General features: G+C 68.0%; 13 protein-coding genes. 4 read left to right on the top strand and 9 right to left on the bottom strand.

The features are described from left to right. Positions 1 to 17 precede the first annotated feature (17 nt). Complete coding sequence (locus C8K38_RS23455; RefSeq protein WP_097213793.1) at positions 18 to 1,781, bottom strand: ABC transporter ATP-binding protein; 1,764 nt, start codon at positions 1,779 to 1,781, stop codon at positions 18 to 20. 79 nt (positions 1,782 to 1,860) lie between these two features. Between C8K38_RS23455 and C8K38_RS23450 the strand changes: the two genes are divergently transcribed. Continuing rightward, positions 1,861 to 2,439, top strand: a complete 579-nt coding sequence (locus tag C8K38_RS23450) for a TetR/AcrR family transcriptional regulator (RefSeq protein WP_097213792.1) — start codon at positions 1,861 to 1,863, stop codon at positions 2,437 to 2,439. 72 nt (positions 2,440 to 2,511) lie between these two features. Here C8K38_RS23450 and C8K38_RS23445 read toward each other — a convergent pair whose 3' ends face one another. The 7 genes from C8K38_RS23445 to C8K38_RS23415 all read right to left on the bottom strand — a co-directional run bounded on the left by C8K38_RS23445 (position 2,512) and on the right by C8K38_RS23415 (position 8,839). After that, the gene (locus C8K38_RS23445; RefSeq protein ID WP_097213791.1) at positions 2,512 to 3,450 is read right to left on the bottom strand and encodes a L,D-transpeptidase; all 939 of its coding nucleotides are present in this window, start codon (positions 3,448 to 3,450) and stop codon (positions 2,512 to 2,514) included. 216 nt (positions 3,451 to 3,666) lie between these two features. Then, the gene (locus tag C8K38_RS23440) at positions 3,667 to 4,878 is read right to left on the bottom strand and encodes a serine hydrolase domain-containing protein (protein WP_097213790.1); all 1,212 of its coding nucleotides are present in this window, start codon (positions 4,876 to 4,878) and stop codon (positions 3,667 to 3,669) included. A gap of 5 nt (positions 4,879 to 4,883) precedes the next feature. Further along, positions 4,884 to 5,471, bottom strand: a complete 588-nt coding sequence (locus C8K38_RS23435) for an HdeD family acid-resistance protein (protein WP_097213789.1) — start codon at positions 5,469 to 5,471, stop codon at positions 4,884 to 4,886. 111 nt (positions 5,472 to 5,582) lie between these two features. Then, positions 5,583 to 6,629 (bottom strand): non-homologous end-joining DNA ligase, encoded by a 1,047-nt coding sequence (gene ligD / locus C8K38_RS23430; protein ID WP_097213788.1) that lies wholly within the window; start codon positions 6,627 to 6,629, stop codon positions 5,583 to 5,585. Next, complete coding sequence (locus C8K38_RS23425) at positions 6,629 to 7,675, bottom strand: ATP-dependent DNA ligase (RefSeq protein WP_097213787.1); 1,047 nt, start codon at positions 7,673 to 7,675, stop codon at positions 6,629 to 6,631. The genes ligD and C8K38_RS23425 overlap by 1 nt, the downstream gene beginning before the upstream one ends. A gap of 77 nt (positions 7,676 to 7,752) precedes the next feature. Next, the gene (locus C8K38_RS23420; RefSeq protein WP_097213786.1) at positions 7,753 to 8,520 is read right to left on the bottom strand and encodes an alpha/beta fold hydrolase; all 768 of its coding nucleotides are present in this window, start codon (positions 8,518 to 8,520) and stop codon (positions 7,753 to 7,755) included. A gap of 106 nt (positions 8,521 to 8,626) precedes the next feature. Further along, positions 8,627 to 8,839: a dodecin gene (locus tag C8K38_RS23415; protein WP_097213785.1), complete on the bottom strand. Its 213-nt coding sequence runs from the start codon at positions 8,837 to 8,839 to the stop codon at positions 8,627 to 8,629. 132 nt (positions 8,840 to 8,971) lie between these two features. Between C8K38_RS23415 and lppU the strand changes: the two genes are divergently transcribed. Further along, entirely contained in the window at positions 8,972 to 9,544 is a 573-nt protein-coding gene (lppU, locus tag C8K38_RS23410) for an LppU family putative lipoprotein (protein ID WP_097213784.1), read from the top strand. Positions 9,545 to 9,551: 7 nt separating this feature from the next. Here the strand turns inward: lppU and C8K38_RS23405 are convergent, their stop codons facing one another. After that, positions 9,552 to 10,700: a magnesium and cobalt transport protein CorA gene (locus C8K38_RS23405; RefSeq protein ID WP_097213783.1), complete on the bottom strand. Its 1,149-nt coding sequence runs from the start codon at positions 10,698 to 10,700 to the stop codon at positions 9,552 to 9,554. A gap of 344 nt (positions 10,701 to 11,044) precedes the next feature. On the opposite strand from C8K38_RS23405, the gene C8K38_RS23400 reads away from it, so the two are divergent. Both C8K38_RS23400 and C8K38_RS23395 read left to right on the top strand, forming a co-directional pair. Beyond that, positions 11,045 to 11,938 (top strand): Ig-like domain-containing protein, encoded by an 894-nt coding sequence (locus tag C8K38_RS23400; RefSeq protein ID WP_097213782.1) that lies wholly within the window; start codon positions 11,045 to 11,047, stop codon positions 11,936 to 11,938. Between the two features lie 177 nt (positions 11,939 to 12,115). Continuing rightward, positions 12,116 to 12,695: DUF222 domain-containing protein (locus tag C8K38_RS23395; protein WP_143548511.1), on the top strand; the 580-nt coding region annotated here is incomplete at its 3' end.

The raw sequence follows: 12,695 nt of genomic DNA, 5'->3' as shown, positions 1-12,695 counted from the left end.
CCGAGCCTACCGCCGCCCTACACGGCGACCTTGAGGTCGACCCCGATTCGCAACGCGGTGACCAGTTCCCGGTAGAGCTGGTCCGACTCCATCAGCTCCAGGTGGGTACCGCGTGCCCGTACCCGGCCGTGCTCCATCACCAAGATGGTATCGGCGTCGATCACGGTCGAGAGCCGGTGCGCGATGGTCACCACGGAACCCGTCTGAGACAGCTCCCGGATCATGTCGTGGATGGCGGCCTCGGTCCGGCCGTCCACCTGCGCGGTGGCCTCGTCGAGGAGCAGCACGTCCGGGCGGCGAACGATGGCCCGCGCCAGAGCGATTCGCTGCCGCTGCCCACCGGAGACGTTGGTGGAGGACAGATCGCTGTCGAGTCCGTCGTCGAGCGCACGCACGGTCTCGTCGAGGTGCACCGCACGCAGCGCGTCCCACACCTCCTCCTCGGTTGCCTCGGGGTGGGTGAACAGCAGGTTCGACCGGATCGTGCCCGGTACGATGGGCGTCTCCTGCTCCACATACGCCAGCCGGGAGCGAACCTGGTCGAACGGCAGTTCCGAGTAGGGCACGCCGTCGAGCAGGATCTCACCGCTCTCCGGGTGGAGGAACCGCAGCAACAACGAGAACAGGGTGGTCTTGCCCGCCCCGGACGGCCCGACGATCGCGGTGTGTCCGCGCGCCGGGATCTGTGCGCTCACCCCGCGCACGGACGGCTCGGTACCGGGGGCATACCGGGCGACGACGTCGACCAGCTCGAGCACCGGCACGTCGGGGGACGGTCGCAGCGGCTGGACCTCGACGGCCGCGTGCTCCTCGACCTCCATGTCCTGCACCTCGCGAATCCGGCTCGCCGCGGCGATCCCGGACTGGACGAGCGAGACGTTCTGCGCCATCGCGGTCACGGGGGCGGTCAGCAGGAAGGCGTACAGCAGGAACGCGACCAGCGCGGAGACCGCCAACGCCCCCGTGCTCACCCGGTACGCACCGAAGGCGAGGATCCCGATGATCGCGAGCTGCATGCCGCCACCCGCGATGATCCAGACGAGAGCGGTGACCCGAACCGCCTTGACGCTGTGCAGCTGTGAGTCCTTCGCGTCGATGATGATCCGCTCCGCCTCGCGGGCCTCCGCGCGGCTGGACTTGACCGTCCGGATCGCGCGCAGCGCCCCCTCGAGCACACCGCCGAGTCGCCCGACCGATTCCTGCGCCCGCGCCTGCGACTTCGCGACCTGCGGCATGAGAACGAGGGCGAGGGCCCCGACGACCAGGAGGGAGGCCACGGTCGCCCCGAACAGGACGAGGTCGAGCATCGCCATCAGGACGAGGGTGCCGATGATGCTCACTGCGCCGTTGAACAGCTCGACCAGGCTGGACGAGGTCGCTTCACGCAGCAGAACGGTGTCCGAGGTGACCCGGGTGACCAGTTCGCCCGACGGCCGCGCCGTCAGGCTGCCGACCGTGGAACGGAAGTACCTGCGCACGATGGATTCTCGCGCGTCGTAGACCACGCGCGCGGCCAGTGTGCCGAGCAGGATCCACTGGAAGTACCCGACGACACCGGTGAGCACGAGCACGCCGAGGAGCGTGAGAACGGGCGTGAGCATCGAGCCGTTGCTGCTGAGCGTGTCCAGGATCTGCTTGATGACCATCGGCGTCGCCAGCCCCGAGGCTGTGACGATGATCCCCAGCACCAAGCCCAGGCCGAGGACCTTCCGGTGCGGTCGAATGAAGGACCACAACAGGCGCACGTTCGGCCAGCTCACAGACGCCGGAGACTCACTCATGTCCACCAGTGGAACATTCACGTCCCATTTCTGTCAATGAAAGTTCCATTTGGGAACAATCCACTGCTACCGTGAGGACATGTCGACCGTGACCGTCCCCGAATCGGGCACCAAAGCACGCACCCGTCGCGCCATCCTCGACGCGGCCGTCGATGTGCTCGGCAAGAACGCGGCCGCCTCCCTCAGCGAGATCGCGGCGGAGGCGGAGGTGGGTCGCAGCACCCTGCACCGTTACTACCCGGAGCGCATCGATCTGGTCCGCGCCCTCGGCGAGGACGCCCTCGACAAGCTCGGCGCGGCACTCGAACGGTCCCGGCCCACCGATGGCCCCGCGGACGCGGCGCTGCGCCGGATGAGCCACGAGTGCTTCGACCTCGGGCCCCTGCTCTCGCTCATCTTCGGCGACCCGCAGGCATTGTCGAACTCGGCGTTCTGGGAGGGACTCGGCGCGGTCGACGCGCCGCTGCTCGCGCTGATCGAACGCGGCCAGGCCGACGGCACCTTCTCGTCGGAGCTCAAGGTCCGGTGGATCCGCCGGATGCTGTGGTGGTGCCTGCTGACCGGGTGGGAGAGCTTCAACAAGGAGGGCTACTCGCGTACCGACGCGATCGAGTCCATCGACCTGACAGTCGCCCGTATCACCAATCCCGATCTGTAGCCCGCCCCATACGAACGATGCGTGCACGATCACCGGGTGATCGTGCGCGCATCTCCCGCGCTGAAGACTCCGCTACCGGTTCCAGTCCCCCAGACCGTCGGAGCCGTTGAGCGTCCCGCCACTGGTGTTCGTCACGATCACCGGGTCACCCTTCTTCGCGTTCTCGAAGAACCACTTGCCGTCCTCGGTGCTCACGTTCAGGCAGCCATGGCTCGTGTTGCTGCTGCCCTGCTGGTTCACCGACCACGGCGCCGCATGCACGAAGATGCCGCTGTTGGAGATGCGGGTCGCGTACTCGACGTAGGTGCGGTAGCCCTCCGGCGCGTCGATCGGGACACCGTAGGTCGACGAGTCCATGTACATGTCACGAAGCTGCTCGCCGACGATATAGGTGCCGTTCGGGGTCTCGTGGCCGGTCTTGCCCATCGAGGTCTGCATGGTCTTGACCACCTCGCCGTTGCGGGTGATGGTGATCTGCTTGGTGTTGTCGTCGGCGGTGGCCACCAGCGCGTCGCCGATGTGGAAGGCCGAGCGCGCTCCGCCCGCCTCGACCACGACGTCGGTACCTGCCGGCCAGAACTCGGCCGGCCGCCAGCGCACCTGGCTGTCGTTGATCCAGTAGAAGGAGCCGTCAACCTTCGGGCTGCTGCTGATCTTGATGGCCCGCTCCGCGGTGGCGCGGTCGTCGATGGCCTCGTCGAACCGGATGATGATGGGCTGCGCGACGCCGACCACCTCACCCTCGGACGGGTTGAGGCTGGGCGCGGAGAAGTTGGCGGGCCCGACCTGCGGCTCCACCGGAGGCAGCGGCGCGAGGGGCGCCGCGGGTGCAGGCAGTCCGGGCAGGGTCGGCAGGGTGGGCAGAGGGATGTCGGGACCACCGGGAAACAGCGGTACCGCCTGCGCGGGGACGACCAGCGCCGTGCCTGCTACCGCGGCACCGATCAGGGCCGTCGCGACCCGATTCGTCCAGCGCCGACGACTTGTGGTCCCGGTCTCGATCTTGCGCATTCACGTCCCATCATCCGACTGCAGAAGAGCTCGGCTGATCCCGCGTTCGCAGGCGTCGCCGATTCCAGTAGACACAACAGCTTCGCCATTGGCCAGGAGCCACTCCGCCCAGACGGCCTGGTCGAACGGCTCCGGTCCAGGTCGCGCGGGTTGCGACCCCGGTAGGTGATCCGCCTCTCAGCCGCCGGATCACCGCGCCGGCAGCCAGTCGTGGCACTAGCGCCCACGCACCGTTTTCTGCGCCACCGCGCCGAGCCGGGCCAAGCGCAGGTCGCCAAGCGCGGTCAGCGCGTTGCCCATCCGATTGGTGACGAAACCGAGGGCGAGGCCGGTCTCCGGGTCCGCGTACGCCCCCGACCCGCCGACCCCGTAATGGCCGAACGCGGCCCTGGGCTGGGACCGGTTCGCGATGAACACCGGGTGATAGCCGAGCCGCCAGTTCACCCGGGCGCCGAGGACATAGTCGCGTCCGAAGGTCTGCACCTCGCCCATCCGCTCGATGGTGTCGGAGGAAAGGAAGCGCCTGCCGTCGATGACGCCGTCGTTCGCGATCGCCGCATACATCTTCGCGAGTGCACGCGAGGTGAACACGCCGTTCCAGCCCGGCATCACCGCGTCGTGCACTATCGGGTCGCGGACCAGCTCATCGAACCCCTCCGGCATGCCTGCCTCCGCGAGCCCGTTGAACGGGCGCAGCCGCGTCATCACCGAGGAGGCCATGCCCCAGGACACTGCGCCGGGGCTGAGGTGCGGGAACAGCTTCGCGATCCGGTGCCGATGCTCGGGCGGTACCCGGTACCAGAACTCCTCGACGCCAAGCGGCTCCGCGATCTCGGTACGCACCACATCGGTGAAGGCACGTCCGGTCGCCCGCGCCACCGTCTCCGCGACGATCCACCCGTACGTGACCGCGTGGTACCCGGGGCCGCTGAGCCGGCGCGGGTCCGGCCGCGCCGCGGCGAGCGCGGCGACCACACGGTCGTAGTCGAGGAGCCCGGTCTTGCCCGGCACCAGCCCCCGGATCCGGTGCAGGCCCGCCCGGTGGGTGAGCATGTCCCGGATCGTGATCCGCTCCTTGCCCGCCGAGGCGAACTCCGGCCAGTAGGTCGCCACCGGTTCGTCGTAGTCGACGACACCGCGGTCGGCCAGCCGGTGCAGCACCGTGCTGGCCACGCCCTTGCCAGTGGAGAAGGACAACGCGACGGTGTCGCGCCGCCAGCGTCGGTCGCGGTCCGCCCAACCCGCCCAGATGTCGAGCACCAGTTCGCCGTTCACGTAGGCGGTCAGGGCTCCGCCGCCGTTGTTCGGCTGCCGGTACATCGCGAAGAACCGATCGGCCAACGGCAGGAATTGTGCGTCGACGTGCATCTCGGTCGGTGCGCTCCCGCCGCCCGCGGGCAGGCGGGAGCGACCGCCACGCCTACTCATGCCGGTCAGACCACTCCCGCACGCTTGGCTGCGGAGCGGAGCTGGAATGCCCCGGCCACGAACACGATTCCGAAGATGATGGCGAAGAAGCCGACCAGCCAGACGAGGCTACTGACGCCCTCGACCGGGAAGATGACCAGCAGCAACCCGAACAGGACCGCGAGGAGGCCGGCAATCAGGAGCCACACCCACTGTCCGCCGACGGATTTCACCTTGAACGAGCCCATGATCTCGAGGATGCCGACCAGGATCGCCCAGAATCCGATCACGTACACGGCCACGAGCACGGTGACCTCAGGCCACGCGAAGGCCACGATGCCGGCGAGCACGGACACGATGCCGCCGATCAGCCACCACACCCAGCCGGTGACGATCTTGCGCGCCTGGATCGACCGGACCACCTCGACGAGGCCGTCGACGATCGCGTACACGCCGAAGACGACCACCATCGCCCACACGGTGACGCCAGGCCAGACCAGCGCAACGATGCCGAAGATGACGGCGAAGATGCCGCGGATCAGCAGCAGCCACCAGATGTCCTTGCCGATCTGCAGCATTGCCTCGTTGCTGTCAACGATAGGGTTCTCCGTCATCGCATCCTCCGATGCTCGTGCGTGCCTGAACAGCTGATTCGGAGCCTAGTACCTCGACCTCGAAGTCTCTCGACGATTCACGCCGGATCCGTCGGGGGCGCGGGCGTGACGCTATTTCCGGTCCCTGTCCTTGCTCGGCTGCACCCGCTTCGGTTCGCCCGGCATCTTCGGGTACTGCGGCGGATACGGCATGTCGCCCAACCCGTTCGCCGCATCCCGCTCCGCCATTTCCAGCAGCGCGTCCAGCGAGTAGGCGATGTCATCGATCCGGGCGGCCGGGTCGCCGCGTCTGGCCACCAACTCGGGCACGGTGGCGATGGTGAAGTCGTCCGGCTCGACGTCCGGCAGTTCCGCCCAGGTGACCGGGGTCGACACCGTCGCCCGCGGGGTCTTGCGGACCGAGTAGGCCGACGCCACGGTCTTGTCCCTGGCCGTCTGGTTGAAGTCGATGAAGATCCGTTCGCCGCGTTCCTCTTTCCACCACGCGGTGGTCACGCGCGTCGGGTCGCGGCGCTCGATCTCCCTGGCCACCGCGATGGCCGCGCGGCGCACCTCGATGAAGTCCCAACGCGGTTCGATCCGGACGTACACGTGGACCCCGCGGCCGCCGGAGGTCTTCGGGAACCCGACCAGCCCCAGTTCCTCGAGCAGCGGTGCGAGGACATCCACCGCCACGGCCCTGGCCTCCTCGAACCCAGTGCCCGGCTGCGGATCCAGATCGATGCGCAGCTCGTCGGGCCGGTCGGGGTCGGCACTCCGCACCGGCCACGGATGGAAGGTGACATTGCCCATCTGCGCAGCCCAGACGATGTCGGCGGCGTGCCGCACCCGCAGCGCGTCGGCCGTGCGGCCGTTGGGGTTGGTGACCGTGCAGGTGTCCAGATACTCGGGCCGCTTGGCGGGCAGTCGCTTCTGGTAGATCTCCTCGCCCTCGATACCGTCCGGGAAGCGCTGCAGGTGCGTTGGCCTGTCCCGGAGGGCGGTCATGATCCCGGACCGTCCGCCGTCGAAGAGCGCGATGGTCCGGTAGTACTCGACCAGATCACGCTTGCTGCCGCCCTCCGCGCCGAGCTGCGGGAAGTAGATCTTGTCGGGACTCGAGAGCCGGACCGCGATGCCGTCCACGTCGAGTTCCATGGCCGGTGCCTTTGCCGCCATCAGTCCTCCCCCGCCAACACATCACTCAGGTCGTAACGCACCGGGACCTCCAGTTGCTCGTAGGTGCATTCACGCGCCTCGCGGTCGGGCCGCCATCGCAGGAACCGCGCGGCGTGCCGCAATCGATCCCCCTCCATCTGGTCGTACGCCACCTCCACCACCAGCTCCGGACGCAGTGGTACCCATTGGCGATCCTTGCCCGCCGACCACCGGCTGGCCTCGCCGTCGTACACCACGTCCTCACCCTCGCGGTAGGGCTGCAGCAACTCGAGCATCTCGATCCGCTTGGCCGCGGTGAACGCGGAGGCCCCTCCGATCATGTGCAGCTCGTCGCCGTTGTAGAGGCCGAGCAGCATGGATCCGATACCTGGCTGGCTCTTGTGTGGCCGATAGCCGATCACCACACAGTCCGCGGTCCGGGCGTGCTTCACCTTGATCATCTCGCGCTTGTTCGGAAGATATTGCCCCGCAAGCTTCTTCGCGACCACTCCGTCGAGCCCGGCGCCCTCGAAGGCGTGGAACCACTCCTGGGCGAGCGCGGCGTCGGTGGTGGCGGTCGTGACGTGGCAGGACGGGCCGCCGCCGACATGGTCGAGCAGGATGTCGCGACGCTCGCCGAACGGCCGCTTCGTCAGGTCCTCGTCCCCCAGCGCGAGCATGTCGAATCCGATCAGCTGCGACGGAGTCCGCTCGGCCAGCAGGGTGACCCGACTCTCGGCCGGATGGATCCGCTCCGACAACGCCTCCCAGTCCAACCGGGTGCGGCCATCGATCTCGCGCGGCACCACCAGCTCACCATCGAGCACACAACGGACGGGCAGCTCGGCCCGCGCCGCCGCGATCATCTCGGGAAAGTAGCGGCCCAGGTCCTTTCCGCTCCGGGAGCTCAGGACCACCTCGTCACCGTCACGAAAGACGATGGCGCGGAATCCGTCCCATTTCGGCTCGTACGACCACACCGGCTCCTCGCCGTCGGGCTGAGTCGGGACCGCAGGCGCGGCCTTCGCCAGCATCGGTTGCAGGGGCGGTGTCAGCGGCAGCTCCACGCACCCATACTTGCGCACCGGGCCGGTATTGGCGAGGGAACGCGCCCTGGCCGCCGCCGATCCTCCAGCAGGCGCGGTCACGCGCCGCGCTCCCGTCGGATCGGCGCCATCGTCGGCACCGGTTCGGTGGTCAGGAATTCCAGGATGATCCGGTTGCAGAGTTCGGGCTTCTCCACCAGCAGGCCGTGCGAGGTACCCGGTACCACCGCGAGCTCGGCATTCGGCAGGCCGCGGTACAGCTCGAGCGTGTGCTCGAGGGTCACCTCGTCGTCGTCACCGACCATGACCAGCGTCCGGCCGGTGGCCCGTCGCAGGTCGTCCACGGTCAGCGTCGGCTCCTCGAGGTGCAGCCGGTTCAGCTTCGCGGCCACGACCGGGTGGTGCCCGGCACCGTCCGGTGACACCTCGGCGTACATGTCCGCGAGGAAGGCAGGCGACGGCTGGTCCGCATCCACGACCCCCGGTTCCCAGCCGTCCCGGTGAAAGACGCCCGCGACGCAGACCAGCCGCCGGACCAGGTCGGGCCTGCGCAGGGCCACCAGCAGTGCCACGGTGGCGCCGTCACTGCACCCGAGCAGATGGACAGGCGCGCGTGGGACCGATTCGAGGAACGCGATGGTGTCCCGGGCCATCAGGTCGAAGGTGATGGGACCGGGCGCGTCCGGCGTGTGTCCGTGACCGCGACGCTCGGGGGTGAACAGCCGAAACCGGCGGGCCAACCCGTCGATGTTCGGCCCGAAGGCGCGGGCGTCGACGCCGCCCGGGTGCAGCAACACGAGCGGATCGCCCTCGCCGTGCTCGTCGTACCAGGTGTTCAGGTCCCCCAGTCGCCCATAGCCCGCCACCGCCGGCCTCCCTCTGCATCAAGTCACGGCACCGCCGTGGTCGGCGTTGCCGTAACTATGACCACGCGGGGAGCCGGAACTCATCGGTCGGCGCGCGGGAACCCGCTCATTCGGCGTCGAGCCTGAACCCCAGTTTGAGGGTCACCTGGACGTGCCCGATGGCGCCGTCCTGGATGTGTCCCCTGGTGCCCACCACCTCGAACCACTCGAGATTGCGGACGGTCGTACTCGCCCGGGCCACCGCCTGCGCGATGGCGTCGTCGATCCCCTTGCTCGAGGAACCAACGACCTCGGTGACGCTGTAGACGTGATCGCTCATCGGTCTTCCTCACTCGTCGGTGACGGAAACTCCCCGACCAGCGTATGGCGGCCCCGCCGTCGACGGGAGGGGTTTCCCGGTGCGGACAGGACGAGCGGCGGCCGGGTCGGGGCCGGGTGATTCAATTGCACAATGACGCTCAACCGCCTCCAGCGTGGACTCGCCGCCGCGAGCCTGATGCTCGCCGCCCTCACGCTCGGCGCCTGCGGCAGCGACATCACCGGCCGGGCGGTGCCCGAGGCCGGCGGCGTCGTGGCCGACACCCTGTTGCCTGATGTACCGGAGGCGGACGCAGGGGGCACCGTCGAGATCGACGTCGAGATCGGCGAGTGCGTCGAGCTGACCGGCACGGTCGACGATGCGAACGTGGCGAAGGCCCCCTGCGGCAGCGCCCCGGCGAACTACAAGGTGATCGGTAAGGCGCCGACCAACGCGCAGTGCGTGAGCGATGCCGATTCCTACTACTACGAGACCCTGATGGGCGACGAGCAGGGCGCACTCTGCCTCGACATCGACTGGGTGGTCGGCGGGTGCATGGATCTGGCCGACGATCAGCCCATCCACATCGACTGTGCGACCCCCACCCGCGAGGGCGTCCGGGTGGCGGAGATCATCACCGACGTCACGGACGTCGAGAAGTGCTCCACCCCCAGCGGATTCGTCTACGACGAGCGCAGGTTCGCCGTCTGCACCGACGACCTGTAGCCGCTCCCTAGAGCCAGCCGCGGCGTTTGAAGATCGTGTACAGGGTGATACATGTGAGCGCCATCATCAGCAGCGCCATCGGGTAGCCGCCCACCCAGTGCAGTTCCGGCATGCTGTCGAAGTTCATACCGTAGACGGTGCCGATCAGCGTGGGGGCGAACAGGATTGCCGCCCATGCGGAGACCTTCTTGATCTCCTCGTTCTGTGCGTAGCTGGCCTGGGTGAGCGCCGACATCTCCTCGTTCTGGGTCTGCGACACCAGGGTCGCGTTCACCGTGAGGATGTTGCCGAGCAGCTGCCGGAACCCGTCCGCCCGCTCGACCACCGTGGTGGCGTGGTCGGTGACATCGCGCAGGTACTTCTGCAGTTCCTCGTCGGTGTTGTACTTCTCGAAACCCGCGGACAGCCCGCGCAGCATGTCGAGCAGCGGCTTGGTGGCGCGCTGGAACTCGATGACCTCGCGAGAGAGTTCGTAGATGCGCCGCGACACCTTCGGGTCGCCGCTGAAGACCTCGGTCTCGATCTCGTCGATGTCGTTCTGCAGTCCGGCGACGACCGGGGCGTACCCGTCGACCACCGCGTCCAGGATCGCGTAGAGCACCGCCTCCGGACCGAGCTTGAGCAGCTCCGGGTCGTTCTCCATTCGTCTGCGCACCGCGGAGAGGTCCGGCGATTCGCTGTGCCGCACCGTGATCACGAACGTCGGACCACAGAAGACGTGCAGTTCGCCGAAGTCGACCCGCTCGGTCTCGTCCAGGTAGCGGGCGGCCCGCAGCACCACGAACAGCGTGTCGCCGTAGCGCTCGAGCTTGGGTCGCTGATGCGCGACGATGGCATCCTCGACCGCCAGCTCGTGCAGCCCGAACTGCTTGGCTGCGGCCTGCAGCTGCTCCTCGTCCGGCCGGTACATCCCGATCCACGCCATGGACGACTCGTCCGGCAGGCTGCGCAGTGCCTCGGCCAGGCTGGCAGGCGTCTCGATCCGGGCGCCGTCGCGGTAGACCGCACTGTTGACCACGCTTGCCTCCACCGGCACCACGGCAGGGGCGGGCGGCGTCGGATGCGGTGCCATCGAGTGCTCGGGGACGATCAGATCGCTCGAGGGGTTGGCGGATCGGCTGGGAAGCAGCGGACGGAAGGGTCGCTTTTCACGCATGAGGGCGGCTTTCGCATGAGTCGGATGCACGGGCGCGTGCCGCGGACTGGAGCGGCGCGGGTGTGATCGGAGAAGTCGCCTGGCGTGGGCAGAGGGTGCCCGACGGGGCTAGCGGCGACTTCGGTAGGTACTCGGAGGTTGGCTCTTCACGGCAAGCCACACCTCCTCTTCCCTCGACTCTTTCGGACCCCGATACCTTACTCCCCCGAACACACCCTCGGCACACGTGCGCAATTCACCCCGCCGGGGGCGCCACAGCGTGCACACTTGTCCTGCGTTCAACGGACAAGATTGTTTAACCGAAACTGAACGCTTGGGTCACTCGCCACATTAGGCTCCGCGCCATGACCACAACCATCAGCGCACCCGGCGGCCTCAAGCGGCTGACCACTGCCTTTGGCGGCGCGATACTTGCACTGTTCCTGGCAGCGTTCGGTGCACTGGTGATGCCCGCAGCCGCGCACGCCGACCCCACTTCCCTTCAGTACTCCGCGGACAACTCGGTCTGGGGCGACATGTCCCTGATCCCCGACTTCCACGGCGAGCTGATCCCCGGCGGAGAACTCACCACCACCTTCTACGCCAAGAACCCGACCAGCCAGGGCGGCACCCTTCAGGTGTACCTCGGGAACTGGACTAAGACCGCCCCGGACATGCAGGCGTACGTGCGCGTGGAGGTCAACGACGCCTCGGGCGCCATCGTGGACCTCACCAACAACCTGGCCGCGCCGGGCACCGAGCTCCAGTCGACCCACCTCGGCGCCGGGCAGACCGCCAAGGTGATGCTGGTGGTCGGCATGCCCGCCGGGGCAGGCAACGAGTCCCAGAACCAGTCGGTCAACCCGGACTTCGCGCTCGACTTCGAGCAGGACGCCGCGGCGGTCGCAACCACCACCACGCTGACCGGACCGGCCACCGCCAACTCCACCACCGCGTTCGAGCTGACCGCGACCGTGGCCCCGGCCGGCGCAACGGGCACCGTCCAGTTCAAGGACAACGGCGCCATCATCGGTAACCCGGTGCCGCTGACCAACGGTGTCGCGAAGCGGACGCAGACCCTCACCACCGCGGGCGCGCACAGCATCACCGCCGTCTACAACGGCGCCGACGGCTTCATCGCCTCCACCTCCGAGGTCCTCACCGTCACCGTCACCACCACCCCGGTCGAGCCGGGCACCGGCTCCGCCGGATCCTCCTCCGGCTCGCTCGGCGATCTGGGCAGCATCTTCGGCTCGTAATCGGCCGAGCCCCAGGGCTTCACCGCAAAACGCCCCTCCCCGTCAAGGTGGGGGGCGTTTCGTGTGCGCTCCGATGGTTGCGCTTACCGGTCATCGCTCTATCGCCATGACTGTTCAAGGGAAATCCGGTCGGGCAACACCCTTGCCATAGAACATATGTTCGATTAGGCTTCGAACATGGATCTCGACGAGATGCTCACCGCGCCACCGGATGTGGCCGCGTGGCAGCTCGCAGACACCGAGCTCCTGAGGCTGATTCCCGAGCTCTCGCTGCGGATGCGGCAGCTCGAGGCGCTACGGGTGCGGTTGATGCATCAGGTCGATCAGCGGTGCGTGGCCGAACAGGTCGGGGCCTCCTCCCCCGGCAACTGGCTCGCCGGCGCGGCCACCATGACCCCCGGCCAGGCCAACAGGATCGTCAAGCTCGGACGGGAGCTGTCGAAGCATCCGGAGGTGGCCGCCGCGTTCGACGCCGGTGACACCGACTGCGACCAGGTCCGGGTGATTGTCGAACTCTTGCACAAGGTGCCCGACCCCGATGCCCCGGCACGCAGCGACGACAACGTCGCAACCGAGACCGATGCGGACGGCGGCGGTGTCGATGACGGTGAGAATGTGTTCGACATCGTCGGAACCGACGCCACCCGAACCGAGGCCTGCGGCCGCTACCTCCTCTACGCCGCCCGCACCGAAGACTCCACCACCCTCGCCCGCCGAGCCAAGGCACTCGATCAGATCCTCAACGGCGACAAGAAGA

The organism is Rhodococcus sp. OK611, from assembly GCF_003050885.1.
Taxonomy (GTDB): Bacteria; Actinomycetota; Actinomycetes; order Mycobacteriales; family Mycobacteriaceae; genus Rhodococcus_G; species Rhodococcus_G oryzae.
Note: the sequence above shows the minus strand (reverse complement) of the source record. Positions and strands in the feature narration are given on the sequence as shown.

Excerpts from the sequence above, each read along its gene's own strand:
- C8K38_RS23455 (WP_097213793.1), bottom strand. The coding sequence starts at position 1,781 with ATGAGTGAGTCTCCGGCGTCTGTGAGCTGGCCGAACGTGCGCCTGTTG.
- C8K38_RS23450 (WP_097213792.1), top strand. The coding sequence starts at position 1,861 with ATGTCGACCGTGACCGTCCCCGAATCGGGCACCAAAGCACGCACCCGT.
- C8K38_RS23445 (WP_097213791.1), bottom strand. The coding sequence starts at position 3,450 with ATGCGCAAGATCGAGACCGGGACCACAAGTCGTCGGCGCTGGACGAAT.
- C8K38_RS23440 (WP_097213790.1), bottom strand. The coding sequence starts at position 4,878 with ATGAGTAGGCGTGGCGGTCGCTCCCGCCTGCCCGCGGGCGGCGGGAGC.
- C8K38_RS23435 (WP_097213789.1), bottom strand. The coding sequence starts at position 5,471 with ATGACGGAGAACCCTATCGTTGACAGCAACGAGGCAATGCTGCAGATC.
- ligD (WP_097213788.1), bottom strand. The coding sequence starts at position 6,629 with ATGGCGGCAAAGGCACCGGCCATGGAACTCGACGTGGACGGCATCGCG.
- C8K38_RS23415 (WP_097213785.1), bottom strand. The coding sequence starts at position 8,839 with ATGAGCGATCACGTCTACAGCGTCACCGAGGTCGTTGGTTCCTCGAGC.
- lppU (WP_097213784.1), top strand. The coding sequence starts at position 8,972 with ATGACGCTCAACCGCCTCCAGCGTGGACTCGCCGCCGCGAGCCTGATG.
- C8K38_RS23405 (WP_097213783.1), bottom strand. The coding sequence starts at position 10,700 with ATGCGTGAAAAGCGACCCTTCCGTCCGCTGCTTCCCAGCCGATCCGCC.
- C8K38_RS23400 (WP_097213782.1), top strand. The coding sequence starts at position 11,045 with ATGACCACAACCATCAGCGCACCCGGCGGCCTCAAGCGGCTGACCACT.